Source organism: Leisingera sp. M527 (assembly GCF_025141525.1).
GTDB lineage: Bacteria > Pseudomonadota > Alphaproteobacteria > Rhodobacterales > Rhodobacteraceae > Leisingera.
In genome coordinates this window covers 1,045,999-1,071,407 of the sequence record NZ_CP081037.1, presented here as the reverse complement: position 1 = coordinate 1,071,407, position 25,409 = coordinate 1,045,999, and the positions used below count along the sequence as shown (strand labels likewise).

Below are 25,409 nucleotides of genomic sequence, written 5' to 3'. Positions count from 1 at the left end.
TAACTAGTAGCTTGTCTCCATTAGTGAAGCGGGTTGCACCCTGCAGGCCACCAAAAGGCCGGCAAAACGCACAGCTTGCCGGCTGCACCGGGCGCAGCACGTACTTCTCCTCATCAACTGCGTATTCGCCTATTTTTCAGTGAACTTCAGCTCAATCCGCCGGTTCTGGGCGCGCGCTTGGGCTGTGTCCGCCGGGTTCACCGGCTGATATTCGCCAAACCCATTGGCCGCCAGCCGCGACGGCGGCACCCCAAGCGCTTCGACCATGTAACGCACCACCGAAAGCGCCCGGCCCTGGCTAAGCTCCCAATTGTCAATGAATTTCGGATGTCCCAGCAACGGCGAAGTGTCGGTATGGCCATCCACCCGGATGATCCAGTTTATCTCCTGCGGGATCGCTGCCACGACGCTTTGCAGAATTGAAACCACCTTGGCAATTTCTACCCGCCCCGCAGGTGAAAGGGTGGCGCTGCCCGGTGCAAACAGCACCTCTGAGGCAAAGACAAAGCGGTCGCCCTGAATGCGCACACCCTCCTGGGTGCCCAGCAAATCCCGCAACCGGCCAAAGAACTCCGAACGGTAACGTTCCAGATCCTGCGCCTTGCTGGCAAGGGCCGCGGCTTCGGCTTCCAGCCGCTTGCGTTCCTGCTCTTCCAGCAGCCGCCGCTTGCGCTCTTCCGAGGCGGCACGGGCCAGTGCAGCGTTCAGATCCTGGCCCAGGTTCTGCAACTGCACCTGCTGGGCGGTATCCCGGCCCTGATAGTCGTCCAGAATGGCCTGCAGGCCGCCCAGCTGTTCGCGCAGGGCCGCCACCTGCTGATTCAGCAGCGCGGTTTCACGGCGGGCCTCTTCGGAAACGGCCTGTTCCTCAGACAAGGCCGAACGCGCCTGCGCCAATAGGGCTGCGCGTTTTTCGGCCAGGCTCAATTGCTCAGTGGCGCTGCCCTCTGCGCTCTGCTGTGCGGTGACTGCCGCAAGCAGCCGCTGACGCAGAATGTCCAGCTCCCCGGCTTGGATCTCTGCTGCAGCCAAAGCGGCCTTGGCTTCGGCCAGTTCTGCCGCCAGCTTTCCAGCCTCTGCATCAGATCCGGCGCGGGCGGTCTCCAGTTCAGACAGCTGCGCGTCCAGCTGTGTCCTGGCGGTTTCAGCGGCGGCCAGAAGGGTCAGCGTATCCTCCGCCTCCTGGCGTTGCGCCTCCAAGGCCAATGTCATTGCGGTGAGTTCGGCGTCGGCATTCTGCAGCCGGTCCCGCAGGGCTTCGGCGGCGGCGGCCTCAACCAGACGGGCGGCTTCTTCAGCGCCCAGCCGGTCTTGCAATTCGGAAATCCGGGTTGTTTGCTCGCTGCCCTCGGACTCAAGGCTGGCGATCAGTGCTTCCATCGCTTCGCGCTGTGCCGCCGCCAGCCGGGCGGCCTCCGCCTGCAGATCAATCTCGCCGCGGGCTTGCGACAGGGCCAGGTTCAGTGCCTCCTGTTCGCTCAGCAGTTCTGCGCGCGCAGCCTCCAGGTCTGCGCGTTCGGCGCTCAGATCCGCGACCCGCGTCCGGGCGGCGTCGCGGCTGGCGATCAGGGCCGCCACCTGTGCCTCAAAACTGGTGATCCGGCTGGCGGCTGCGGCCAGTTCACCTGCCTGCCGGTCACGGTCCGCAGTCAGGGAGGTGATCAGGCTGCGCGCCTGGTCCAGATCCTGTTCTGCAGTATTAAGGGTTGACGTCAGCGCCCCAAGCCGGGCGTTCAGCTGATTGTTCTCGCGCTCTTCCAGCCCCAGGGCTGAGGCCAGCGCGCTCACCTCGGCAGACAGCTCATCCAGCTGGCTTTCCTGGCCGGTAATCGTCTCGCGCAGGACAAATTGCACCACCATAAAGATGGTCAGAACAAACATCAGCACCAAGAGAAGCCCGGTCATCGCATCGACAAACCCCGGCCAGATCGAGGCCTGGAACCGCTGCCCTGTGCGCCGGGAAAGAGCCATCGGTTATTCCCCCGCGTCCCGGCCCGCACCACCGCCGCGGGACAAGCCGCGCGGGCGGGCGAAGGCCCTGACCAACAGGTCGATGTCCTTGCGCAGCTCGCTCAGGCTTTCCTGGCGGCCGGCCGAGATTTCCTCGAGGATGCGCAGCATCTGCACGTCGATCGAGCGCAGCCGCATCCGGCTTTCGGCGTCGATACCGCCCTGTTCGCTATGGGCGCGCAGGATCTCGGTCAGGGCTTCCTGCCCGACGGCCACCCGGTCAAGTGCTGCGGTGACGGTGCCGGTCTGCTCCTGGCGGCGGTTCATCTCCTGAATGGTTTCCACCAGATCGCCCAGTTTTTGATCCACCGCGGCGCGGCCTTCGGAGGTTTCGGCAAACATCATCTGCAGCGCGTCCATCTGCTCGGCCATGTTGTCGAGCACTTGGGAGACGACACCGCTGTCGCCGGCACCATCCTCGCCCGAGGAGAAGCTGACCCGGGTGATCGAAGACAACCATTCCTCCAGCTCGCGGTAGAACCGGTTTTGGCCATGGCCCGCAAACAGTTCCAGCAGGCCGACGATCAGCGAGCCGGCCAGGCCAAGCAGGGATGAGGCAAAGGCGACACCCATGCCGCCCAGCTGCGCCTCAAGGCCCGTCATCAGACGATTAAAGACAGACAGGCCCTCTTCGCCTTCCTGCGGGGCCAGGCTGCGGATGGTATCGACCACGGCAGGAACCGTGGTGGCCAGACCATAGAAGGTGCCCAAAAGGCCAAGGAAAATCAGCAGGTTGACGATATACCGGGTAATTTCCCGGTCTTCATCTATACGGTTGGCGACAGAGTCCAGAATGGACTGTGTCGAGGCCGACCCCAGCTGCATCCGCGCCCCGCGCGAGCGCAGCAGCGAGGCCAAGGGCGCCAGCATTGACGGCGTCCGGCGCTCATCCGAGGTGTCGCCGAATGCAAAGCGTTCAATCCAGCGCACCGAACCGATGAGCTGAACCACCTGCCAGAAACAGGCCAGCACCCCGATCACAAAGACAAAGACGATAAAGCCGTTCAGCCATGGGTTGGCCTCGAACACCGGCAGCACCCGCGGCAAGGCGACAAAGGCGCCAAAGGCTGACAGCCCCAATGCGATCAGCATCATGATGATCTGCCGCACCGGCTGGGAAAACTGCGGCCGGGTTTTGCGGTCTGGCTGCGCCATATTGGTTGGCTCCTGACACGTTGACTGCTCTTATTTGGTTCGCAGCCTATAAGCAAAGTGTCAAAAGCGCCAAGGCTTTATGCGGTGATGTCCCGCACCCGGCCCGCCAGCCAGTCCAAGTCGCTGTCATGCAGGCCGATCTCCGCCAGATGCTCAGCAGTGTTATAGAGGTATTCGGTGTTGGGTCCGCGCCCGCCCACCGCATGAGCGATCATCTGCGCCTGTTTTTCCAGGCTAAGACCGCCGCAATATTGCACATGATGCGGGTCGATCACATAAGTGACGGCGGTGACAAAGCTGCCGTCCGTCAGTTCCACTTCCAGGTCACGCTCCAAGTAGGCAGAGGAAATCAGCTCGCGCTCGCGCAGCTCTGCCAGCGTCTGCTCCTCGTGGCCGGCTTCGACCGACAGCGCCAGCCCTTTGCAGTTGGCCCCTTCGGTTTCGTCCAGCGCCAGCACCAGACCCGGGTGGTCCTCGGTGCCGCGGTGATGGATCGAGGTCATGCAAAACGACCGCGCATAGCCATGCAGCACCGCCACCTCGCGCCGCGCCACCGGGAAGCCGGGGTTCCAAAGAAGCGATCCGTATCCGAAAACCCACATGGTCATGTTGTCTGGCCCTTTCTGCTCCCCCTCTATAAACAGCAATCCTGATCCGGACAAAAGAGGCTAACCGATGCGCCTGGCAAAACTGCTGATTGCCGCCCTGATGGTGTGGAGCCTGTATTGGGCGGCGGCAGCCTGGGGGCTGCGCAGCGGCATCGCGGCCTGGTTTGCCGAGCAAGAGCGGCGGGGCTGGCAGGCGGAATTTTCTGCACTTGAAACCAGCGGCTACCCTATCCGCCATATGACCCGGATCAGCCGCCCGGCGCTGGCTGATCCCGGCACCGGCACCGCCTGGCGGGCGGACTGGCTGGATCTGGCAAGCCCTGCTGTCTGGCCAGGCAAGCTGGACCTGCACTTCCCTGCCTCGGCCCAGCGGCTATCCTATTTCGACCAGACCGCAGTGATCACGGCCCAGGGCCTGCAAGCCAGCCTGCATCTTGCGCCGGGTGCGGCGCTGGAAATGGAGGAACTGGCGCTGATCTCGGCCCCGTGGCAGATCGCCAGAAGCGGCGAGGCGGTGCTGAGCGGCGCGTCACTGGACCTGCGCATGGTGCAGTCGGACAGGCCTGCGATCTACCGGATTACGGCAGAAGCCGCTGAGTTTGCCCCCCGCGCCGCCTGGCGGCGGCTGCTGGCGGCCAGTTCGGCGCTGCCGGAACGGTTTGACACGCTGGCATTGGAGCTGACGGTTGAGTTTGACGCGCCCTGGGACCGGGCCGCACTGGAACAGCAGCGGCCGCAGCCGCGCCGGATCGATCTGAAACTGGCCGAAGCCCGCTGGGGCGATCTGCGGCTGAAGGCCGCCGGGACGCTGGCAGTGGACGCGCAGGGCCTGCCGGAGGGCGGGATTACGCTCCAGGCGGAAAACTGGCGCGGGCTGGTGCTGATGGCGGAACGCAGCGGCGCGCTGCCTCCCAGCCTGCGCAGCTCTGTCGAGCGGGTGCTGAGCCTCCTGGCAGAAACAAGCGGCAACCCGCGGAACCTGGACATCACGCTAGGGTTCTCCGGCGGCTACGTGACACTTGGCCCTCTGCCCCTAGGCCGCGCCCCGCGGCTGATCATCCGCTGACCGCGTATCCGCCTGTCACGGGCCGCGCCATTGGCCAACTACAGGCAAAGGGAAAACCAGCCCCTGAAGCGTTTCTCAGCAAGACTTTTTTGCGCGCGCAGCGCGCCCGGCCCAAGGCTGTAATGTGCCCCTGGGCACTTTCAGGCGCGGGAGCACACCGCTAGCGGCAATACGATCCGCCGCGGTGGCGCGCGACATCCAGGTGGAAATGGTCGCGGTGATAGCGGTCGGCCTCTGGCCCCAGAACGGTGCCGAAGGGTCCGCAGGCTGCGCGCCAGAGTTTTTTCAGCGTCTTGCGGGTCTTGCGGTTCTGCCAGCCTTTCAGCACCGTCACCGTCTCGCCGCTGGCCAGGGTGAAACCGGAGATATCGATGGCCCGTCCTTTGCCATGTTCCGAAATCTTGGCACCGGGGCGGTTGTTGCGGGTTCGGCACGCATAATGCGCGGCAACGCGCAGGGAGACCACCTTGTTACGGCGGCCAAAGGCGGTTTCGACCTCGCGGTTGATCCAGGTTTTTAGCGCCCGCGCGGTGTTGCAGGTCATCAGCGAGGCCTGGCTGAGCCGCACCCCGGCAATTTCACGCACCCGCACCGCATCCTTGGCGCCGCAGCCGGGCAGCGTGCCCGAGACGTGGCCAACGCTGTCGCCCTGGATATCAATATCGCCGCAGACCGATCCCTTGCGCCGCTTGCGGCGCTTGAACAGCACCTGCTCTGCCAGGCTGTCCGGCCGTGCAAAGGGCAGCAGCGATGATCCCGGCCCCAGCAGCGGCAGATCTGCGGGGCGGGCTGCTGCCGCCAGGATCTGTTCCGATTGCGGGCGTGAAACCGGGCGTAATTCCGGCGAATTAACTATGCCAGCGGCCTCTAAGCCCGCATCAGCCTGCGGACGCGCAGGCGGCGCAAGCGAGATTTCCGGTGCAGCGGCCAGCGCGGCACCGCCAAGCATCGTTGCCAGCAGCAGGGCGCCCGCGCGGATCATTTCTTTTGCCCCCGGCCAAAGTCCGGCGCATCAGTGTCCTGGCCGGCCTCGATGATGCCGCGGCGGATGGCGCGGGTGCGGGTGAAGTAATCGTGCAGATGGTCGCCGTCGCCGGTGCGGATGGCGCGCTGCAGGGCAAACAGCTCTTCGGTGAAGCGGCCCAGGATTTCCAGCGTGGCGTCCTTGTTGGTCAGGAACACATCGCGCCACATGGTCGGATCCGAGGCCGCGATGCGGGTGAAGTCGCGGAAACCGGCGGCGGAATACTTGATCACCTCGCTGTCGGTCACCCGGCGCAGGTCGTCGGCGACCCCCACCATGGTGTAGGCAATCAGGTGCGGCGTGTGCGAGGTGACGGCCAGCACCAAGTCGTGGTGGTCGGCGTCCATCTCATCAACATTGGCGCCCATCCCCTCCCATAACGCGCGCAGGCGGGCGGTGGCTGCGGCATCGGTGCCCTCGACCGGCACCAGCAGCGACCAGCGGTTGTCGAACAGCTCAGCAAAACCGGATTCCGGGCCGGAGTGTTCAGTCCCGGCCAGCGGGTGGGCGGGCACGAAATGCACACCTTGGGGGATATGGGGCAGCACGGCGTCGATCACATGGCGTTTGACCGAGCCCACGTCCGACACCGTGGCGCCGGGTTTCAGCAGGGGGGCGATGTCTTCCATCACCGGGCCCATGGCGCCAACGGGAACGCAGAGCACCACCAGATCGGCATCTTTCACGGCCTCCTGCGCGCTGTCGCAGACGCGGTCGCACAGGCCGATCCTGCGAGCGGTTGCGCGGGTCTCGAGGCTGCGGGCATACCCTGTGACCTCGCCCGCCAGCCCTGCGCGTTTCATCGCCCAGTACATCGAGGACGCAATCAGGCCCAGCCCGATCAGCGCAACGCGCCCGTAAACCTGCCTGTTGTCCTGACTGCTCATGCCTGCCCCTCTTTGAATGCTTTCACCCCTTGCGCCACGCGGCGGCAGGCATCTTCGTCGCCGATGGTGATGCGCAGTGCGTTCGGCAGGTTGTATCCCGCCACCCGGCGCACGATCAGCCCCTGCGACTGCAGAAAACTGTCGCAGGCCTCGGCTTCGGCCTGGCTGGCAAAGCGGGCCAGGATGAAATTGGTGCTGGAGACGTCCGAGGGCACGCCGAGTTCAGCGAGGGCATTTGCCAGCCAAGAGCGCCATTTGGCGTTCGTGTTCCGGCAGTTGTCCACATAGTCCGCATCCCGCACCGAGGCCTCGGCCCCGGCCAGCGCTGTGCTGGAGACGTTGAACGGGCCACGCACCCGGTTCAGCACGCCGACGATCTCCCGCGGGCCATAGCCCCAGCCGATCCGCGCACCGCCCAGACCGTAGATCTTGGAGAAAGTGCGCGTCATGAAGACGTTGCTACGGGATGCGATCACTGCCGCGCCGGCATCGAAGCCTTCGACATATTCGGCATAGGCCCCGTCCAGCACCAAGATAGCCCCCGCCGGGATGCCATCGGCCAGACGGGCCACTTCCCCTTCGCTGATCATGGTGCCGGTGGGGTTGTTCGGGTTCGCAATGAAGACCAGCCTGGTCCGGTCGGTGCAGCCCGCCAGCAGAGCGTCCACATCGGTGACCCGCTCGCGTTCCTTTACCTCCACCGGCGTCGCACCGGCAGCCAGTGCGCTGATGCGGTACATGGCAAAGCCGTGTTCGGTATAGAGCACCTCATCCCCCGGGCCCGCATAAGCCTGGCACAGGAATGTAATAATTTCATCACTGCCGGCACCGCAGATGATCTGCTCCGGCTCCAGCCCGTGAACCTCGCCGATTGCCTGCCTCAGCGCCGCGTGGTCCGAACTGGGATAGCGGTGCATATTGGCCGCCGCATCCTGCATCGCCTGGATGGCGCGCGGGCTGGGGCCCAGCGGGTTTTCGTTCGAGGAGAGCTTCACAACATTGCTCACCCCATTCACATGAGCAGCCCCGCCCTGATACAGAGCGATGTCCATGATACCGGGCTGCGGTGTGAGTTGAGTCATAATACGGGCTCCTTAATTCCTGCCCGTTCTAGCGGCCCAAAGGCTGCTGGGGAAGCACCAAGATGACGCTCCCCCTATGCTGCCGCCCCCCCCCCCCCGAGCAGCAGCCCCCAATGACGGTGCAGCCGGCGTTAATGCGCCGCTGCCGACTTGGGCATCTTGCGTTTGGCTTCGGCCATGATGATTTTCTGGATCTGCTTGCGCAGTTCCATGTCCTTGCGCATCGCCTCATTGGCCTGCTTCTGCATGGTCGAGGCCGATTGCGACCCGTCCGAGCTGGTCAGAACCTCGCCTGCGTATTTGCTGAACGACTTGCCGCTGATCTGCTTGGCAATCTCGCCATAGATCGCGTCGCCGTGCAGCTTGATGAAATCCTCGGTCGCTTTGGTGCCGTATTTGGCAATCAGGTCCTTCTTGACCGCGCCTTCCATGGCGGCAGGTGCCAGTTTGGTCTTGAGGAACTTTTCAGCAGCGCCGGTGAATCCGGAAGAGAATTTGTCCAGCGCTTTGCCTGCGCCCGCCGACATGATGCCCGCGGTCAGGATCTTGGCGATGCTTTCCTTGATCTCCTTGGTGTTCGGGGGGCGGCCCTTTTCGATCAGGGGCTTGGCCAGACCGATGGTTTCCTTCAGCGCCTCGGTCACCATCGCCTCGCCGGCCTTGGATTTCAGGAACTTCTCAAAGAAAACTTTCACTGCCTTTTTGGGAAACTCGCGTGAGAGTTTCGAGGCTGCGGCTTTGGCCAGATCATCGGCGAGCCCTGCCGACAGTTTGGAGGTCAGTTTGCCGCCAGCAGCACCCGCAAGCCCTGCGATGAAGCTGTCGATGAAGACCTTCTTGGCGGCGCCATCCCAGGTCACCTTGTTGCCCGCCAGATGCTCACCCAGCTGGCCGGCGCTGGATTTCAGCGCTTCGGTGCTGGCGGCGGCAATGGCGTGGGCCTTGGCCGGGGACATGCCCTTGGTCGCGACCAGGCGGGCGGTCATATAGGTTTCGACCACGGCAAAGGACACTTCGCGCACCACTTCCAGCTTCCAGACAATTCCGCCGGCAGTGGCGATCCGCTGGTCAATGAATTTCTTAAACGCCTTGCCGCCGGTGTTATAGGCTTTGGATGCTTTAACATCCTGTTTGTACACCTTTTTCCAATCAGGCTTCTTCTTGCTCGTCAGCGTTTTCAGCAGGCTGGATTCAGAGCGGGCATTCAGGATCGGGGTCCAGGGCGGATCGGTCTTGTCGTTGACAACGCTAACGGCAAATTCCGTCAATGCGTTCAGGAAGGTGTCGTTGCCCTGGCGGGTGCTTTCCACCTCGTTGCAGAAATCAACCCAGGACTCCGCCTGGCCGTACATCATGTTGGCCTTGGCCAGAAGCTTGCGCCGCAGCTCCTCCTGCCCGGCTTCAAACTCGGCCACGGTGATCAGCTTGGTCTTGCCGTTCTCGACAACTTCAATCCGCTCTACTTTGGTGTCGGCAGAATGCTGTGCCGCCAGTTTCGGCAGGCCTGCGTTCCAGGTCCGCATGCCGGGGTCGACAATGCCGTCAGGCTTCTTGAAACCCAGCTTCTTTTTCTGAAAATCCTTGATCGTGTTGATCAGCCCGGCGTCGCATTTGGTGCTGACCTCAATGGAATAGCCGTTTGCCTTAAGCATCAGGCGGACCAGCTCAACATCTGCGGGGGCATTTTTGACCGGCTTGAATTTGCTCTCGCCAGTCTTGGGGTCCGGTTTGGTGATCCGTTTCTTGTCACCAACAGGGGCGGAAAGCTTAAGGGCCATAACAGTGCTCCAATCAATAAAATACAGTTAGAGCGTGCCACGCACCCCTTCGCGCCGTCGCGGGGGATTTGATCTGTATTTTCCCCCTTTAAAAACAGGGGTTCGATACCTACATATCACGTGTATGTGAGGTGCTTCCCAGCCCCGGGAAAGCACCCGGTTTGTTTGTCTCTAGGCGACCAGCGCCTTGAACCGCGCGGTTTCCGGATCGACATTGTAACGGGCCGCAAGCCCTCCTGCCCTTCGGGTCAGATCGTTGACGCAATCGATGACGTATTGCGCGGTTTCCTCCTCCATCAGATATGAGAAGTTGAGCCGGACCCAGCCGGGCTTTTTCATTTCCTCGCCTGCCTTCAAGTCGGCAAACAGCCGTTCCGACTCCGGCCGGCCAATGCCCAGCAACCGGTGTGCATAAGGCCCCGCACAGGCGCAGCCGCCGCGGGCCTGGATACCGTAGACGTCGCTTAGCATGCGGGTGAACAGCTGCTGATGCACCGGATTACCGGCCCCGTCCGAAACCAGAAAGGAGAAGATCGGCAACCGGTGCGCATCGCGGTGGCCCAGGATCTGCAGGTGCGGATTGCCGGACCAGCCCGCCCAGGCCATGTCTGCAAACCTGGCTTCACGGGCTTCGATCTGCTCCTGGCCGACCGCCTCTTTTACCAGGAATACCAGGGCTGCGCGGATGTCGCCGATCACATTCGGTGTGCCGGCTTCTTCGCGGGTTGCCAGGTCCAGGCTGTATTCGTGCTGCCATGGGGACACAAAACTGACGGTCCCCCCGCCCGGCCAGGACGGGCAGCGGCGGCGCACCGCGCCTGAGTTGACCACCAGCACACCCGAAGCACCGGGGCCGCCCGGAAACTTGTGCGGCGAGACCACCACGGCATCCTTACGTGCCGCCCCGCCCTGCCCCATGTCGATTGGCAGATACGGGCCGCCGCCGGCATAGTCCCAGACCGCCAGTGCGCCGTGCGCATGCAGCAGACGGCTGATAGGGTCAGGTTCGGTCACGATGCCGGTGACGTTGGAAGCCGCCGAGAAACTGCCGATCTTCAGATCGCTGCCGGCGTGCTGCTTCAGCGCGAGTTCTAGAACTGCCAGATCCACACCGCCCTCGGCGGCCTCGGGGATTTCCACCACCTCCGCCTTGCTTTCGCGCCAGGGCAGGATGTTGGAGTGGTGTTCATAAGGGCCGATGAAAACAACCGGCCGGACAGCCTCGTTCACGCCGAACAGGCTGACCAGCCGGTTGAGACCCGCGGTGGCACCCGATCCGGTGAAAATCACCGCATCATCCCCAGTGGCGCCGGTCATGCGGGCGATCTCAGCCCGGGCCTCGCGGCGCAGGCGGGTCATCTGCGTACCGCAATAAGACGCCTCGGTATGGGAGTTTGCATAGAAGGGCAGCACCTGACCTGCCACAAAATCTTCGACCTGGCGCAGCGCCCGGCCGGAGGCGACGTAATCGGCATAGACCAGCGGCACCTCGCCATCGAGACCGGGGATCATCACCCCGTCGCCGATCACGCTGCGGCCCAAGGCGCCGTTTTGAGCGGCCTGCCGGATTGTGTGTTTAAATGCTGCCAGGGTCATGTTGCGCCTCCGTGATCTTTCGCAATCAAGATGAACGATTACTGGTGCGGAAGTTTTATCAAATACTGAGTAGTTTATGCAAATCTTGTGTCATATGATCCGCATATGAGCAAAACAGCCGATCAAATTGACCGAAGCATTCTACGCGCGCTGCAACAGGATGCCAGCCTGTCGCAACGGGAGCTGGCCGATCAGGTGGGCCTGTCGCAGAACGCTTGCTGGCGGCGGCTGAAAGCGTTGAACGACAGCGGGCTGCTGAAGGGCTCGACTGCACGGCTCGACCGCAAGCAGCTGGGGCTGGATCTGGTGGTTTTTGTGCTGCTGCGTACCCGGCATCATTCGGCGGATTGGCTGCTGAAATTCCGCCGCCATGTGCTGACGATCCCAGAGGTGGTGGATTTCCACCGCATTGGCGGTGATTACGACTACCAGCTGAAAGTGGTGACCGAGGACATGGCCAGTTATGACAAGGTCTATCAGCGGCTGATCTCGGGGGTGGAGTTGGACAGCGTGACGTCTTACTTCGCGATGGAAGCCATCGCCGAGGGGCGCCCGCTGCCGCTGTAGCCCGGCGGGTTGGGAAAGAGGGGGCGCTGCCCCCGGCCCTGCGGGCTTCCCCCGGGGTATTTTCGCCCAGAAAGAAGCTGCGGGTCAGTGACCAAATGCGCTGTTCTTCATCCATTTCGGGCGCTTGCCGTCCGGCCCCATGCGCATGTGCAGACAGGCAGTGCCAAGGCGCTGGAAGTAAAGGATATCAACCGGATACCAGCCCGCTGACGGCACCTCTACTTCTGTCAGGATGGTGCTGTCGCAGGACTGGCGGCCATCGTATTCGCCCACCACCTGGCCGCCGACCCGGGCGCGCAGCCCGTCATTGGTGAGAAAGTCGATATTGTGGATGCCGGGCTGGTCAATCTTCACATAGCCAGTGATCCGGGCCACGACGTTCAGCGCCCGTTTGGAAGTGAGCGTGTTCTGCCCCTCCTCCGTGTCACGGTTGTCGAGACCCGCGATGGGCTGGCCCCGCTCGCTGGAGATTTTCAGCGCCGAGGAGGCCTCAACCAGAGATTTCACATCATGCGGATAGGCATAGACCACCGACAGACCCGGCTTGACGCCGGAGGGCTGCGGGTCTGCCGGGACCAGCTTCAGCGGTGCAGCGCCTGCGGAGGCGGCGGTCAGGACTGCAATCGCGGCGGCAGCCTTCAGATAGGTTTTCATCACTCACTCCCTGTCGTTTTACAGGCAGGATAGTGGCAGGCGGCGCGCAGGGCTACCGGGTTTTGCCAATACGGCCCCGGAGATACTGTAAACGAAAGAGGGCTGCCCCGCAGGGCAGCCCTTTCGCCATGTGCCGTGACGGCAGCAGGCTTAGTTCTTGGCGTAGAATTCCACAACCAGGTTCGGTTCCATCAGAACCGGGTACGGCACGTCGCCCAGGCCGGGGGTGCGCACGAAGGTTGCCTTCAGCTTGGAGTGGTCGGCTTCGATGTAATCGGGAACGTCGCGCTCGGCCAGCTGGGTGGCTTCCAGAACGGCAACCATCTGCTTGGACTTGTCGCGGACTTCGATCACGTCGCCCTCTTTCACGCGGTAGGAGGGGATGTTGACGCGCTTGCCGTTCACGGTCACGTGGCCGTGGTTCACGAACTGGCGGGCCGCAAAGACGGTTGCCACAAACTTGGCGCGGTAAACAACGGCGTCCAGGCGGCGCTCGAGCAGGCCGATCAGGTTTTCACCGGTGTCGCCGTTCACACGCACGGCTTCGCCGTAGATGCGGCGGAACTGCTTTTCGGTCAGGTCGCCGTAGTAGCCCTTGAGCTTCTGCTTGGCGCGCAGCTGGATGCCGAAGTCGGACAGTTTGCCCTTGCGGCGCTGACCGTGCTGGCCGGGGCCATAGTCGCGGCGGTTGACCGGGGACTTCGGACGGCCCCAGATGTTTTCGCCCATGCGGCGGTCGATTTTGTACTTGGCAGACGTGCGTTTGGTCACGGCTGATCTCCTTATTAGTGGTTTCGCAGCTTGCTCCGAAAACCGGTTCCCACTTTTCGGGCTGCGAACGCGATCTGCATTGACAACCGTCTGGTTTGAACCGCCCCGGGCAAGCCGTGACTATTAAGGGCGTTGTCCTCTTGCTCCGGATCCAGGATCCGGGCATGACAGGCATCCCCTTGCGAGGGCCGCCAACACCAATGAAGCCGCGCTTATATAGGGGGATGGGACAGAGTCAACATCGGCCAGCCAGGTTTCGCAGGGAAATCCGCGAAATCAGCAAGAGCCCGGACGCCTGGCAGCGTTCGGGTAACGGATCAGGCCGCCTCGTGGCCCAGAATCGCAGCCTCGGATGCGTTGAGGTTGCGGCGCGCATAGGCGCCATAACCCAGCGGGTTGCGCTCCAGCCCGGGCTGCAGATGGAACAGCCGCGCCCGGTCGCTGTCGCTGAGCGCTGTCAGGGATGCATTGGAGGGGTGGAAGCTTTCGGTCTCAACCCCATTGGCCCAAAGCACCTGGTGATTGGCCAGCATGATATGGATATAGGTCGCCTGCCGCACCGAGGCGTCGGGCAGGATAGTACGGCCGTTGACCAGATCGCCTGCCGCCACCAGAACTTCGGGCGTATTGAACAGCGCCCGCACCCGGTCGCCGCGCAACAGCATCCGGTGATCCGGCGAGACCAGCAGCTCCCGCTCAGGGCGGTCAATGCCCAAGGCCCCGGCGTGAATGCGGATCGGGCGCAACCGCGGCATCACAAACAGACGTGCGCCGCTGATCCGGCGGGAGCCGATCCAGAGGATTTCCTGGGCGCCATTGTCGCGGGTCTGCACCTTTTCGCCCTCGCGCAGCCGCTCAACCCGCTTCGGGCCGCCGGGTGTTGCGATCAAAGTGCCCGGGGTAAAGCAGATCACACCGGTTTCGCCCTGCGGACGATCGGCGCTGACCGTTCCCAGCGAATGATGCACCACCCACAGATCAGCACCGCGCGGCGGCAGCTCGTCGACGAACATCAAAAGCGGGCGCTGGCCCGGCCCCACCTCTATGAGAGTCACGGTGAAACTTTGCACGCCGTTGGTCACAACAAAGCTGCTGTCCATCAGCGGCTCGTCCACCTTGACCGAATCGACATCGGTCCGGTTTTGAACAACCGCACCGACCAGCCGGCGCACCGACCGTGCCGCCCGGCGGCGCAAATCTGCCTCGCCATTTGCCATGTCCAGCCGCAACAGCTCTGCCGGCCCGTCCACCCGCACAGCATCGCCATGCCAGGACCAGGCCGCCCCTACATCAAGAGCGTCAACCGGTGCGGCCGGAAGGCCGTCAATCTCGGTTTGCGACCAGGAAACAACAAACGTGCCACGAAAGCCCGTTTTCATCTGCCTGTATGCCTGCCTAAACTCGTTTTTTATTAACGAAAGCTTAACAACGCACCTTCCGGCCCGAAACTGCAATGCCGTAAAATGGTTGTGAGCGTGCCCTTTAGGCATCAATCCTCATGCGGTTGCAGCAGTTTTGGCGGCACTCAATCGCTGGAAAACAGGGCGGATGATTGTCCACAGATACTAAACAAATCCATTTCAACTCAACGGACTATAGCTGGAACGCAGGGTCTGCGCAGCCTGCCGAACCACTTCTGCCACCTGCAGCAGCTGCCGCGCAAGCGGGTTGCTACGGCGCCAGATCATGCCAATGGTGCGGGCCGGCTGAGGGTCCCGGAAGCGCGCGACCGAGACAACAGCCGAGCGGGTCTCGACCGGGATGGCCATTTCGGGAATCAGCGTGACGCCGATTCCGGCGCTGACCATCTGCACCAGGGTTGACAGCGAGCTGCCATCCAGCAGTTCGCGCGGGGCCGCCGACTGCATATTGCAGAACGATAGCGCCTGATCGCGGAAGCAATGCCCCTCCTCCAGCAGCAGCAGGCGCATTTCGCGCAAACCATCGGGACCGGGAACCGGCTTGCCGGTGTCCTCGCCCGGCCGCACCAGCACAAAATCCTCTTCGAACAGCGCCACCTCCTCAAAGGCCGGTTCCGAAACCGGCAGCGCCACAATCGCCGTGTCCAGCCGGCCCTCTCCCAGTTCTTCCAGCAGCCTTGGGGTCACGGTTTCGCGCACTCGGATGTCAGCCTCCGGGTATTGCCGGGTCAGGTTCCCGACGATCGACGGCAGCAAATAGGGCGCAATGGTGGGAATCACCCCGATCCGCAACCGCCCGGCCAGCCCCTCCCGGGACGCCCGCGCCAGCTCGCCCAGCTCATCAACTGATCGCAAAATACCGCGCACCCGGCCTGCCAGATCTTCACCCAGGCTGGTGAGCCGCACCTGGCGGGCGCCGCGCTCGACCAGCTGCACCCCCAGCGCTTCCTCCAGCTCCTTGATCTGAACCGACAAAGCGGGCTGCGACACTGCGCAGGCATCTGCCGCACGGCCGAAATGGCGGTGCTGGGCCAGCGCCTCAAAATAGCGCATCTGACGGAGAGTCACGTTCATCATAGGATTTCATTATCACTGCGATGAATAAATGCAACTTAATCCAATGGAATTTCCCTGCTAGCCTCCTCTGCAGAACAACAGGGACTCCCGGCAACAGCAGTTTTTGCCCCCAGTGCATTTTCAGGCGGTGCCTGCGCTGCTGGACTGATCCGGGAACATTTCTGCCACGACGCAGTTCAACTATTTGAAGCCACGATCGGAGAAGAATATGGACGGAAACACCCCCGCAGGAAAATGCCCGGTGATGCACGGCGCGGCGCTGAATACCGATGCCGGCGGCACCTCGAACCAGGATTGGTGGCCGAACCAGCTGAACCTGAAGATCCTGCATCAGCATTCGCCCAAGTCGAACCCGATGGGGGCTGATTTCAGCTACCGCGAGGCCTTCAACAAGCTGGACCTGGAAGCGGTGAAGAAGGATCTGTTTGCGCTGATGACCGACAGCCAGGACTGGTGGCCAGCGGACTATGGCCATTACGGCGGGCTGTTTATCCGCATGGCCTGGCACAGCGCAGGCACCTACCGCACCGCGGACGGGCGCGGCGGCGGCGGCACCGCCAACCAGCGGTTTGCGCCGGTGAACTCCTGGCCGGATAACGGCAACCTGGACAAGGCGCGCCGCCTGCTGTGGCCGATCAAGCAGAAGTACGGCAACAGCATTTCGTGGGGCGATCTGATAATCCTGGCAGGCAATTGCGCCATTGAATCTATGGGCGGTCCGGTGTTTGGCTTTGGCGGCGGCCGCGAGGACATCTGGGCGCCGGAGGAAGACATCTATTGGGGCACCGAGACCGAGTGGCTGGGCGACAAGCGCTATTCCGGCGACCGTGACCTGGAGAACCCGCTGGCCGCTGTGCAGATGGGCCTGATCTATGTGAACCCCGAGGGGCCGAACGGCAACCCGGACCCTGTCGCCTCGGGGCTGGATGTGCGGGACACCTTTGCCCGCATGGGGATGAACGACGAGGAAACCGTGGCGCTGGTTGCGGGCGGCCATACCTTTGGCAAGGCGCATGGTGCCGGCGATCCTGAGCTGGTTGGGGCTGAACCTGAAGCCGGCGCGATGGAGCAGATGGGCCTTGGCTGGATCAATGCGCATGGCTCCGGCAAGGGCGGCGACACTACGACCTCGGGTATCGAGGGCGCCTGGAAGCCGAACCCGACAACCTGGGACATGGGCTATTTCGACGTGCTGTTCGGCTATGAGTGGAAGCTGGAGAAAAGCCCCGCAGGTGCGCAGCAATGGCACGCGCAGGACGTGGCACCGGAGCATATGGTGGTGGACGCGCATGACCCCAGCAAGCGCCATGCGCCGATGATGACCACTGCGGACATGTCGCTGCGGATGGACCCGGCCTACGAGAAAATCTCGCGCGATTTCCATGCCAACCCGGAGAAATTCACCGATGCCTTTGCCCGCGCCTGGTTCAAGCTGTGCCACCGCGACATGGGACCGAAGTCGCGCTATCTGGGCGCGGATGTGCCTGCCGAAGATCTGATCTGGCAGGATCCGCTCCCGGCAGTGGATCATGCGCTGGTGGACGAACAGGACACCTCGCAGCTGAAGGCCACAATCCTGGCAACCGGGCTGTCGGTTTCCGAGCTGGTCTCGACCGCTTGGGCTTCGGCCTCGACCTTCCGCGGCTCCGACATGCGCGGCGGCGCGAATGGCGGCCGTATCCGTCTGGCACCGCAAAAGGACTGGGAGGTGAACCAGCCGGACCAGTTGGCCAAGGTGCTGAACACCCTGGAAGGCATCCAGTCCGCGTTCAACGCAAGCGCTGCAGGCGGCAAGAAGATCTCGATGGCGGATCTGATCGTGCTGGCGGGCTGCGCCGGTGTTGAGGAAGCCGCCAAGGCTGCAGGCCACCCGGTTTCGGTGCCGTTCACACCGGGCCGGACGGACGCGTCCCAGGAGCAGACCGACGCCGAAGGCTTTGCGGTGCTGGAACCGGAGGCCGATGGTTTCCGCAACTACCAGAAAGCCGCCTATAGCGTTCCGGCTGAGAAGATGCTGGTGGACCGGGCGCAGCTTTTGACCCTTGGCGCGCCGGAAATGACCGCGCTGGTTGGCGGTCTGCGGGTGCTGGGTGCGAACCATGGCGGTTCCAAACATGGCGTGTTCACCGACCGGGTGGGCGTGCTGAGCACCGACTTCTTCGCAAATATCACCGATGCGGGTGTGGAGTGGAAGCCGACGGACGACGGCACCTATGAGGGCCGTGACCGGGCCAGCGAAGCGGTGAAGTGGACCGGCACCCGCGCGGATCTGGTGTTCGGCTCCAACTCGCAGCTGCGGGCCTTGGCCGAGGTCTATGCGCAGGCGGACGGCGAAGCGGCGTTTGTGCGGAACTTTGTGGCGGCCTGGGTCAAGGTGATGAACGCAGACCGGTTTGATCTGGCGGCATAAGCAGCACCTTACTTGAAAAGAAGGCGCTTCGGGAAACCGGGGCGCCTTTTTCGTTGCGGCCTTTGAGATACAAAGCGAAGGTCAGGCGTTGCCCGGCCTTCAGCCGGGCGATACGATTATTCAACTGCTGCACTTCCCTGGCCGAATTCGATCACCCGTGTTTCTGCCGTGTAATCCGACTCGATGATCAGGATTGCCAGCAGCCCGATCATCGCCAGGGGCGGCAGCAGAACCGCATAAATCAGCGCCAGCCGCTCCCAGGCCATATGCATGAAGACGGCAATGATCAGCCCCGCCTTCAGCGTCATGAAGATCAGGATCAGGCTCCAGCGCAATAGCCCCTGCAACTGGGCGTAATCGACCCAGTAAGACGCCGCGCTAAGCACGAACAGCAGTATCCAGACTGAAAAATAGAGCTTTAACGGATGCTGCTGCCCCTCGTCATGCGCCATCTCCGCCGCCTCGGCGGTTTGCGGTGAATCTGTCATATCGGCCCCCTACCACAGATAGAAGAATGCAAAGATAAAGACCCAGACCAGGTCGACGAAGTGCCAGTAAAGCCCCATGATCTCCACCGCCTCATAGTCGCCGTTGCCCGCCGACATCCAGCTGCGCTGGTTGCGGTCGAAATCACCGCGCCAGACCCGGCGGGCGACGATCACCAGAAAGATCACCCCGATGGTGACATGGGTGCCGTGAAAGCCAGTGATCATAAAGAAACTGGCGCCGAATTGCTCGGCCCCCCAGGGGTTGCCCCAGGGGCGCACGCCCTCAGAAATCAGCTTGGACCACTCAAACGCCTGCATGCCGACAAAAGCCGCGCCCAGCGCGGCAGTGGCCAGCATCAGCACGGCGGTGGCCTTGCGCGCCTTGCGGTAGGCGCAGTTCACCGCCATCGCCATGGTGCCGGAGGAAGAGATCAGGACAAAGGTCATGATGGCAATCAGGATCAGGGGCAGATTCGCGCCGCCGATATGCAGGGCAAAAACCTCGCTGGCATTGGGCCATTCAACGGTGGTGGAGTTGCGGGCATTCAGGTAGGCGACAAGGAAGCAGGCAAAGACGAAAGTATCGCTCAGCAGCAGGATCCACATCATCGCCTTACCCCAGGAGACTTTCTTGAAGGCGCGCTGGTCCGACCCCCAATCGGCGGCAAAGCCGCTATGTCCCTGTTGCTGCAGCGTCTGGTCCTGGCCTTGCAATGGGTGTTCCATCTGTCTCCCTCCTCAACTCACAGCCGCGCGGCAAAGCGCCAGAAACGCATTGCCCCAGCCCTGCAGCAGCGCAAACAGCATCAGCCAGAACGCCAGCAGCGCGTGCCAATAGAGCGCGCAAAGCCGCACACCCGGCAGCAGCGCCTTCACGTCTCCGGCGCCGGCGTGGCGGGCGCAGATCACCGCCAGCGCGATGATACCGCCCAGCATGTGCAGCCCGTGCAGGCCGGTGATCAGATAGAAGAAACTCGCCGCCGGAGTGCCATCCAGCCGGTAGCCGCCATCGGTCAAGGTGATCCACACCTGCATCTGACCGGCCAGAAAGGCGAGTGTGGCGATGCTTGCTGCAATCAGGCTGCCGCGCAGCCAGCGCTGCGTGCCTGCCCGTGCGGACATCACCACAAATTGCAGACACAGGCTGGCCAGCAGCAGCAGCGCCGTGTTCAGCCAGACCCGGCCCGGCAGCGGCACCAGCTCCCACGGGGTTTCTTCGATCTGCATGACAAAGGCGCTGCCCAGCATGGCAAACAGCCCGCCGATCACCGTTACAAAGACCGCAATGAAGATGATGCCCGGCGCGCGGCCCGGTCCATGGCCCGCCAAGGGCGCAATCCCGGTTTCCAGCCAGGGCTTGGCGGCCAGATGCTGCTGCGACAGCCACAGCCCCGCAGCCAGCGCCACCAGCGCCAGAAAGGCGAGGATGACAGTCACAGCCGCCGCCCCTGCCCGTCCGGCACCCAAGGGTCAGTCTGCGCGATATAATCCTCAGCCGCGCCGGGCACGCTGTAATCGTAGGCCCAGCGGTAGACATTGGGCAGCTCGTCCCAATTGCCGTGCCGGGGCGGGATTTCAGGTGTTTGCCACTCCAGCGAGGCCGCCCGCCACGGGTTGCCGCCTGATCGGCGCCCGTGGCGCAGGCTCCAGAGGATATTGAACAGGAACAGCAGCTGCGCCGCGCCGACTATCAGCGCCGCCGATGAAATGAAGGCATTCAGCCCTTCCACCGGCGCTGTGAGGAACTCCGGCTCGCCAAGCTCAAAATAGCGGCGCGGCACGCCGACAAGTCCGACATAATGCATCGGGAAGAAGATCGCATAAGCGCCAATGAAGGTGACCCAGAAATGGATCTGCCCCATGGCGTTGTTCAGCAGCCGGCCGGTCATCAGCGGATACCAGTGATAGATCGCGCCAAAGATCACCATGATCGGCGCCACCCCCATCACCATGTGGAAATGGGCGACCACAAACATCGTGTCCGACAGCGGCACATCAACCACCACATTGCCCAGGAACAGCCCCGTCAGCCCGCCGTTCACGAAGGTGACGATAAAACCCAGCGCAAACAGCATCGGGATGGTCAGATGGATATCGCCCTTCCACAAGGTCAGCACCCAGTTGTAGACCTTGATCGCGGTGGGAATGGCGATGATCAGCGTGGTGGTGGCAAAGAAAAAGCCGAACCACGGGTGCATGCCGGAGACATACATATGATGTGCCCAGACAATAAAGCTGAGCGCGCCGATGATGACGATCGCCCAGACCATCATCCGGTACCCAAACACCGTCTTGCGCGCATGCACGGCAATCAGATCGGAGACGATGCCGAAGGCGGGCAGTGCCACGATGTAGACTTCGGGGTGGCCGAAAAACCAGAACAGATGCTGAAAGGCAATCGGGCTGCCGCCGCCATAGCTGAGCCTTTCACCCAGTTCCACCAGCGTCGGCATGAAGAAAGAGGTGCCCAGCAGCCGGTCGAACAGCATCATCACGCAGGCCACAAACAGCGCTGGAAACGCCAGCAGCGCCATCACCGTGGCGGTGAAGATCCCCCAGACCGTCAGCGGCAGCCGCATCATTGTCATGCCGCGGGTGCGGGCCTGCAGCACGGTGACGGCATAGTTCAGCCCGCCCATGGTGAAGCCGATGATGAACAGGATCAGCGACAGCAGCATCAGGATGATCCCGCCCTGCGCGCCGCCCGGGGTGCCGGACAGCACCGCCTGCGGCGGGTACAGCGTCCAGCCTGCGCCAGTGGGGCCGCCAGGAACAAAGAAGCTGGCCACCAGCACCAGAACCGCCAGCAGGTAGATCCAGAAGCTGAGCATATTGACGAAGGGAAACACCATATCGCGCGCACCGACCATCAGCGGGATCAGGTAATTGCCGAAGCCCCCCAGGAAGATCGCAGTCAGCAGATAGACCACCATGATCATCCCGTGCATGGTGACAAACTGGTAATAGGCCTCGGCCGTGATGAAGTCGAAAGTGCCGGGAAAGCCCAGCTGCAGCCGCATCAGCCACGACAGCACCAGCGCCACCATGCCAATTGCAATGGCGGTGCCGGAGTATTGGATGGCGATGTATTTGGCATCCTGCGAGAAGACGTATTTGCCGATCCAGCTGTGCGCATGCGGAGGCATCACATCGGCCACTTCGCGCGGCGGCAGATTGCTGTCCGGTTCAGGCAAGTAGTCGGTCATTGCAGAACTCCATCCAATTCAGATGTATCGCCCGGCCTTCCTCACAAGGGGGCGCATTGCGCCCGCCCCCTCAGCGCCGGGCGAGCCTGGTTCCGGCTCCGGTTTCAGAGCCCCCATTGGCATATTCTTCAAAAGTCAGCTGCTCCTGCAGCCACTCCTGGTATTCCTCCGCCTCCACTACGCTCACATAGCCGCGCATGAAGGGATGGGCGGTGCCGCAGTACTCGGCGCATAACACTTCAAAGGTGCCGGTGCGGGTGGGGATGAGCCAGATATAGGTGACCATGCCAGGCACCATGTCCATCTTGGCGCGGAATTCAGGCACGTAGAAATTGTGCAGCACATCGATCGAGCGCAGCAGCAGCTTCACCGGCTTATCCACCGGCAGATACACCTCACCGCCCTCGACTATAAGGTCATCCTTGCCAAAGCGGTCATGCGGATTGACACCCAAGGGGTTTTCCCCGTTCACCCATTCCGCATCGGCGGTGCCCAGCACCCCGTCAGCGCCGGGCAGCCGGTAGGCCCAGCTCCACTGCTGGCCGAAGACCTCAAGTTCAGTGGCGTCTTCAGGCACGGTGACGAACTGCTTCCACACAAACAGCCCCGGCACCAGCATCGCCGCCACTCCCACAGCGGTCACCCCGGTCAGCCACAGCTCCAGCCGTTTGTTTTCCGGGTCGAATTCCGCCTTGTGCCCGGGCCGGTGGCGGAATTTCCAGACGCAATAAGCCGTGAACAAGACCACCGCGGCAAACACCGCGCCGGTGATCCAGAAAGTTACAACCAGCGTATCGTCGATATAGTTCCAATTCGACGCGATCGGCGTCCACCACCACGGGCTTAACAGATGGAACGCAACAGACCCCGCCACGATCAGCACAAGCACGACCGCAATCAGCATCCCGCCCCCTTTCCCCGCTGCCCGGACATTTCCGACCGTCCGGCACACAGGTTCATTTGGCATGAGATGCCACTATATGACGGTTTCACAAATTAATCCAGAATCCGGAAGTTTTACGCCTTTTGCGGCAGGTAATTTCCAATTCCCCGCATTTCCGGCAAAGCCAAGGAATGCCCGGCCCGGGCATCCCAGACCACAGATCCAAGACCTATTCCGGCAAGTATTTTTCCGACCAGGCCTCACCCGCAGCACCGCTGGCAATCATCGCCTCAGCCTGTTCCGGCGGGTAACCCAACCGCTCCAGGATGGTTCTGGTGTGCGCACCGTATTTCGGTGCAGGCCCCGGGATGGTGATCCGGCCGGTTTGCGGGCGCACCGCATTCGGCGCCACCAGATCGCACCAGCGGCCCATTGGGTGCCGGTCGTGGCGGATTACCCGGAACGTAGCTTGTTTCAGGTCGATATTGCCAGCGCTTTCCAGCTGCAGCGCCGCATCGCGGGTTTCGTGCAGCGACGACAGCGGCACCGCCGTGGCAGAAGTTCCGGCAAATGCCGCACGCCAATGGGCAAGCGGCTGCGTGCGGAATCGCTCCTCCAATGCGCCGTGCAACTGATCCACCGGCAGCGCGGCCAGGTCTGCCAGCTCTGCCACCCGCGCCAGCGCGGCGCCGCCCTCACTCGGCGCCGCAAAGAAGAACCAGCCGTCCGCGGCCTGATAGCAATGGTAGAACGGCCCCCAGCCCAGGGCCTCGCGGCCTGAGGGTTCGTCAAACGGTGCCCTGCCCGCGTGGCCGTACATGAACTGCGCCTGGATCAGATTACCCGCCGCCGCCAGCGAGGCCCGCGCCACCCCGCCTTTGCCGGTCTCCTTAAGCCGCAGCAAAGCGCCGCCCAGAGCCACACAGGCGCAAAAACCGGTCAGCACGTCGATGGTGCCGAAATGGGCGTGCTCCTCAGGCGTGTCCATGCCGCCGCCAAAGCGCAGCATCACGCCGGTTGCCGCCTGCGCCAGGTCATCATAGCCCAGGTGATCCGACTTCGGCCCGCGCATAGGCCCGCCAAAGGCATCCAGCTGCACCAGGATCAGGCGCGGGTTGATTGCGGCCAGCCGCGCCGGAGACAGTCCCAGCTTGTCCCGCTGCTGGTCCGTGCCATTCATGGTGATCACATCAGCGCCAGCAATCAGCTTGGCCAATGCGTCCTGCCCCGCGTCCGTGCGCAGGTTCAGCAGGATGCTCTCCTTGCCGCGCTGCGCGTGAATGCCGAAGACAACGGTGTTCCAGGGATCCACCGACGGTTCCACCGGCTGCACCAGCGTCACCTCGGCGCCAAACCGCGCCAGGGTTGAACCGATGGTCGGCCCGGCGATCACATTGGTAAGGTCGACGACCTTCAATCCGTCGAGCCATCCTTTGCCTTCATGACCGCCGCCAGTGCTGCGCTCCGGCTCTGCCAGCAGCGCCGTCAGATCAGCTTTGACGGCGCTCACCTTATGTGCTGCGCCAGCGTCGCCTGCCAGCCAGGCCACATTGCCCATCTGCCGCATCGCGCCGTGCTTGGTATCCGCTACCTGCAGCACCAGGCCCGAGGCCAGCGCATGCGGGTCGTCCAGCCATTCCCTGGTAAAACGCTGCGCGGTGGCGGGGGCCTTGGCGGCGCCGAACAGCGCCTCCCACTCATGTGACGGTTTGGTCAGGAAGGCCTGTTTCATTGCCGCCGACACCCGTTCGCGGTCGGACGGCCCCACCGGGTAGTTGCGCATCGACCATTCGGCGGGCCAGTCCTTGGTGTCCAGATAGGCGGAGAAATCCGGCAACCCGTCCGCCAGATCCTTCAGCCCCAAGGTCTCCAGCACCCGGCGGGGATGAGTGGCAACCGAGCCGGCCACCACATAGAAACCACGCCCATCAGCGCAGGTGTAGGTGCGGTAGAACGGGTCGAGGAATTCGGACAGCTCCGCGAACTTCAGGTTCATCGGCAGGCCTTCGACTTCGCGCCGGTCCAGCTCCACCTCGCGCGGGGATTTATAGCGCTCGGGGTAGTCCTCGATCTGCTCGCAGTTATAGACCAGCCCCTCCAGCAGCGCCGCTGCCAGCGGCACCTCGATATGGTCGCCGCCGTTCTGTGCCCGTGCGTTCAGCGCAAACAGCACAGACATGGCGCCAAAGCTGGCCCCATAAGCCGAAGCCAGCGCCAGCGGCGAAAAAGACGGGTTGATGCCCATCAGGCGGCGGTTCAGCCCCATGTCGGTGAATTGGCCGGTATAGGCCGCAATCACCGCCTCCCAGGCGGGCAGGTCCGCGAGATCGGCGTCAGTGGAGGCAAAGCCCGGCATCGACAGATAGACCAGCTGATCGTTGGCCGCGCGCAAGGCCTCCGGCCCCAGGCCCAGCCGGCCCATCACCCCGGGGCGGAAGTTTTCGATCACCGCATCGGCACGTTTGGCCAGCTCAATTGCGGCGGCGCGGCCTTCATCGGATTTCAGGTCCAGTTCCAGCACCTGCTTGCCCCGCGACAGCATGTCAAACGCAGCACCGTCAAAGCCGGTGCCGCCGGGCGGGGTAATGCGGATCACCTCGGCGCCCATATCGGCGAGCATCATGCCGGTCAGGGGGCCGGCCAGGTAGTGGCCGAAGTCAAGAATGCGAATGTGGGAAAGGGGGCGCTGCGGCATGAAGAGGTCTCGCCTGTTGTCGGTTCAAAGT

General features: G+C 63.0%; 21 protein-coding genes. 3 read left to right on the top strand and 18 right to left on the bottom strand.

The features are described from left to right. Positions 1-129: 129 nt before the first annotated feature. The 3 genes from K3555_RS05325 to K3555_RS05315 all read right to left on the bottom strand — a co-directional run bounded on the left by K3555_RS05325 (position 130) and on the right by K3555_RS05315 (position 3,773). Positions 130-1,971, bottom strand: a complete 1,842-nt coding sequence (locus K3555_RS05325; RefSeq protein ID WP_260007670.1) for a peptidoglycan -binding protein — start codon at positions 1,969-1,971, stop codon at positions 130-132. Positions 1,972-1,974: 3 nt separating this feature from the next. After that, on the bottom strand, positions 1,975-3,165 hold the full coding sequence (locus tag K3555_RS05320) for a biopolymer transporter ExbB (protein WP_259990810.1): 1,191 nt from the start codon (positions 3,163-3,165) through the stop codon (positions 1,975-1,977). A gap of 77 nt (positions 3,166-3,242) precedes the next feature. Further along, positions 3,243-3,773 carry a gamma-glutamylcyclotransferase gene (locus K3555_RS05315; RefSeq protein ID WP_260007668.1) on the bottom strand — a complete coding sequence of 177 codons (531 nt, stop codon included), beginning with the start codon at positions 3,771-3,773 and terminating at the stop codon, positions 3,243-3,245. A 67-nt stretch (positions 3,774-3,840) separates the two neighbouring features. Between K3555_RS05315 and K3555_RS05310 the strand changes: the two genes are divergently transcribed. After that, positions 3,841-4,839, top strand: a complete 999-nt coding sequence (locus K3555_RS05310; protein WP_260007667.1) for a DUF2125 domain-containing protein — start codon at positions 3,841-3,843, stop codon at positions 4,837-4,839. A gap of 160 nt (positions 4,840-4,999) precedes the next feature. Here K3555_RS05310 and K3555_RS05305 read toward each other — a convergent pair whose 3' ends face one another. The 5 genes from K3555_RS05305 to K3555_RS05285 all read right to left on the bottom strand — a co-directional run bounded on the left by K3555_RS05305 (position 5,000) and on the right by K3555_RS05285 (position 11,206). Beyond that, positions 5,000-5,821 carry an extensin family protein gene (locus K3555_RS05305; RefSeq protein ID WP_260007666.1) on the bottom strand — a complete coding sequence of 274 codons (822 nt, stop codon included), beginning with the start codon at positions 5,819-5,821 and terminating at the stop codon, positions 5,000-5,002. Then, on the bottom strand, positions 5,818-6,750 hold the full coding sequence (locus K3555_RS05300) for a prephenate/arogenate dehydrogenase family protein (RefSeq protein ID WP_259997784.1): 933 nt from the start codon (positions 6,748-6,750) through the stop codon (positions 5,818-5,820). Before K3555_RS05300 ends, K3555_RS05305 begins: the two co-directional genes overlap by 4 nt. Next, positions 6,747-7,832, bottom strand: a complete 1,086-nt coding sequence (gene hisC, locus K3555_RS05295; protein ID WP_260007665.1) for a histidinol-phosphate transaminase — start codon at positions 7,830-7,832, stop codon at positions 6,747-6,749. The genes K3555_RS05300 and hisC overlap by 4 nt, the downstream gene beginning before the upstream one ends. A 131-nt stretch (positions 7,833-7,963) precedes the next feature. Then, positions 7,964-9,610 carry a peptidoglycan-binding protein gene (locus K3555_RS05290; protein WP_260007664.1) on the bottom strand — a complete coding sequence of 549 codons (1,647 nt, stop codon included), beginning with the start codon at positions 9,608-9,610 and terminating at the stop codon, positions 7,964-7,966. A gap of 171 nt (positions 9,611-9,781) precedes the next feature. After that, positions 9,782-11,206, bottom strand: coding sequence for an aminotransferase class V-fold PLP-dependent enzyme (locus K3555_RS05285; protein WP_260007662.1), 1,425 nt, complete (start codon positions 11,204-11,206; stop codon positions 9,782-9,784). Positions 11,207-11,311: 105 nt separating this feature from the next. Here K3555_RS05285 and K3555_RS05280 point away from each other — a divergent pair, with 105 nt between their 5' ends. Then, the gene (locus K3555_RS05280; protein ID WP_259990794.1) at positions 11,312-11,773 is read left to right on the top strand and encodes an Lrp/AsnC family transcriptional regulator; all 462 of its coding nucleotides are present in this window, start codon (positions 11,312-11,314) and stop codon (positions 11,771-11,773) included. Positions 11,774-11,857: 84 nt separating this feature from the next. On the opposite strand, the gene K3555_RS05275 is transcribed toward K3555_RS05280, so the two are convergent. The 4 genes from K3555_RS05275 to K3555_RS05260 form a co-directional block, all read right to left on the bottom strand. Then, complete coding sequence (locus K3555_RS05275; RefSeq protein ID WP_129370154.1) at positions 11,858-12,427, bottom strand: PA14 domain-containing protein; 570 nt, start codon at positions 12,425-12,427, stop codon at positions 11,858-11,860. Between the two features lie 150 nt (positions 12,428-12,577). Then, positions 12,578-13,198, bottom strand: a complete 621-nt coding sequence (gene rpsD, locus K3555_RS05270; protein WP_027258072.1) for a 30S ribosomal protein S4 — start codon at positions 13,196-13,198, stop codon at positions 12,578-12,580. 317 nt (positions 13,199-13,515) lie between these two features. Continuing rightward, complete coding sequence (locus K3555_RS05265) at positions 13,516-14,577, bottom strand: Hint domain-containing protein (protein WP_260007660.1); 1,062 nt, start codon at positions 14,575-14,577, stop codon at positions 13,516-13,518. Between the two features lie 201 nt (positions 14,578-14,778). Continuing rightward, on the bottom strand, positions 14,779-15,696 hold the full coding sequence (locus K3555_RS05260) for a LysR substrate-binding domain-containing protein (protein WP_260007658.1): 918 nt from the start codon (positions 15,694-15,696) through the stop codon (positions 14,779-14,781). Positions 15,697-15,904: 208 nt separating this feature from the next. Between K3555_RS05260 and katG the strand changes: the two genes are divergently transcribed. After that, on the top strand, positions 15,905-18,106 hold the full coding sequence (gene katG / locus K3555_RS05255) for a catalase/peroxidase HPI (protein WP_260007657.1): 2,202 nt from the start codon (positions 15,905-15,907) through the stop codon (positions 18,104-18,106). A 116-nt stretch (positions 18,107-18,222) separates the two neighbouring features. On the opposite strand, the gene K3555_RS05250 is transcribed toward katG, so the two are convergent. From K3555_RS05250 to K3555_RS05225, 6 genes are all read right to left on the bottom strand, one after another. Continuing rightward, positions 18,223-18,594, bottom strand: a complete 372-nt coding sequence (locus K3555_RS05250) for a cytochrome C oxidase subunit IV family protein (RefSeq protein WP_260007656.1) — start codon at positions 18,592-18,594, stop codon at positions 18,223-18,225. Between the two features lie 9 nt (positions 18,595-18,603). Next, positions 18,604-19,320, bottom strand: a complete 717-nt coding sequence (locus K3555_RS05245; protein WP_259990783.1) for a heme-copper oxidase subunit III family protein — start codon at positions 19,318-19,320, stop codon at positions 18,604-18,606. A gap of 12 nt (positions 19,321-19,332) precedes the next feature. Further along, positions 19,333-20,031, bottom strand: coding sequence for a cytochrome c oxidase subunit 3 (locus K3555_RS05240; protein WP_260007655.1), 699 nt, complete (start codon positions 20,029-20,031; stop codon positions 19,333-19,335). Further along, the gene (locus K3555_RS05235; RefSeq protein WP_260007654.1) at positions 20,028-21,800 is read right to left on the bottom strand and encodes a cbb3-type cytochrome c oxidase subunit I; all 1,773 of its coding nucleotides are present in this window, start codon (positions 21,798-21,800) and stop codon (positions 20,028-20,030) included. Before K3555_RS05235 ends, K3555_RS05240 begins: the two co-directional genes overlap by 4 nt. A gap of 70 nt (positions 21,801-21,870) precedes the next feature. Further along, on the bottom strand, positions 21,871-22,704 hold the full coding sequence (locus tag K3555_RS05230; RefSeq protein WP_260007652.1) for a cytochrome c oxidase subunit II: 834 nt from the start codon (positions 22,702-22,704) through the stop codon (positions 21,871-21,873). Between the two features lie 208 nt (positions 22,705-22,912). Further along, the gene (locus K3555_RS05225; protein WP_260007651.1) at positions 22,913-25,378 is read right to left on the bottom strand and encodes a CoA transferase; all 2,466 of its coding nucleotides are present in this window, start codon (positions 25,376-25,378) and stop codon (positions 22,913-22,915) included. Positions 25,379-25,409 lie beyond the last annotated feature (31 nt).

Bases quoted from the DNA above. Each gene is read 5' to 3' on its own strand.
- K3555_RS05275 (WP_129370154.1), bottom strand. From the start codon at position 12,427: ATGAAAACCTATCTGAAGGCTGCCGCCGCGATTGCAGTCCTGACCGCC.
- K3555_RS05225 (WP_260007651.1), bottom strand. From the start codon at position 25,378: ATGCCGCAGCGCCCCCTTTCCCACATTCGCATTCTTGACTTCGGCCAC.
- K3555_RS05260 (WP_260007658.1), bottom strand. From the start codon at position 15,696: ATGATGAACGTGACTCTCCGTCAGATGCGCTATTTTGAGGCGCTGGCC.
- katG (WP_260007657.1), top strand. From the start codon at position 15,905: ATGGACGGAAACACCCCCGCAGGAAAATGCCCGGTGATGCACGGCGCG.
- K3555_RS05315 (WP_260007668.1), bottom strand. From the start codon at position 3,773: ATGACCATGTGGGTTTTCGGATACGGATCGCTTCTTTGGAACCCCGGC.
- K3555_RS05235 (WP_260007654.1), bottom strand. From the start codon at position 21,800: ATGACCGACTACTTGCCTGAACCGGACAGCAATCTGCCGCCGCGCGAA.
- K3555_RS05300 (WP_259997784.1), bottom strand. From the start codon at position 6,750: ATGAGCAGTCAGGACAACAGGCAGGTTTACGGGCGCGTTGCGCTGATC.
- K3555_RS05265 (WP_260007660.1), bottom strand. From the start codon at position 14,577: ATGAAAACGGGCTTTCGTGGCACGTTTGTTGTTTCCTGGTCGCAAACC.
- K3555_RS05280 (WP_259990794.1), top strand. From the start codon at position 11,312: ATGAGCAAAACAGCCGATCAAATTGACCGAAGCATTCTACGCGCGCTG.
- K3555_RS05320 (WP_259990810.1), bottom strand. From the start codon at position 3,165: ATGGCGCAGCCAGACCGCAAAACCCGGCCGCAGTTTTCCCAGCCGGTG.
- K3555_RS05305 (WP_260007666.1), bottom strand. From the start codon at position 5,821: ATGATCCGCGCGGGCGCCCTGCTGCTGGCAACGATGCTTGGCGGTGCC.
- K3555_RS05285 (WP_260007662.1), bottom strand. From the start codon at position 11,206: ATGACCCTGGCAGCATTTAAACACACAATCCGGCAGGCCGCTCAAAAC.
- K3555_RS05325 (WP_260007670.1), bottom strand. From the start codon at position 1,971: ATGGCTCTTTCCCGGCGCACAGGGCAGCGGTTCCAGGCCTCGATCTGG.
- K3555_RS05250 (WP_260007656.1), bottom strand. From the start codon at position 18,594: ATGACAGATTCACCGCAAACCGCCGAGGCGGCGGAGATGGCGCATGAC.
- K3555_RS05290 (WP_260007664.1), bottom strand. From the start codon at position 9,610: ATGGCCCTTAAGCTTTCCGCCCCTGTTGGTGACAAGAAACGGATCACC.
- hisC (WP_260007665.1), bottom strand. From the start codon at position 7,832: ATGACTCAACTCACACCGCAGCCCGGTATCATGGACATCGCTCTGTAT.
- K3555_RS05310 (WP_260007667.1), top strand. From the start codon at position 3,841: ATGCGCCTGGCAAAACTGCTGATTGCCGCCCTGATGGTGTGGAGCCTG.
- K3555_RS05245 (WP_259990783.1), bottom strand. From the start codon at position 19,320: ATGGAACACCCATTGCAAGGCCAGGACCAGACGCTGCAGCAACAGGGA.
- K3555_RS05230 (WP_260007652.1), bottom strand. From the start codon at position 22,704: ATGCTGATTGCGGTCGTGCTTGTGCTGATCGTGGCGGGGTCTGTTGCG.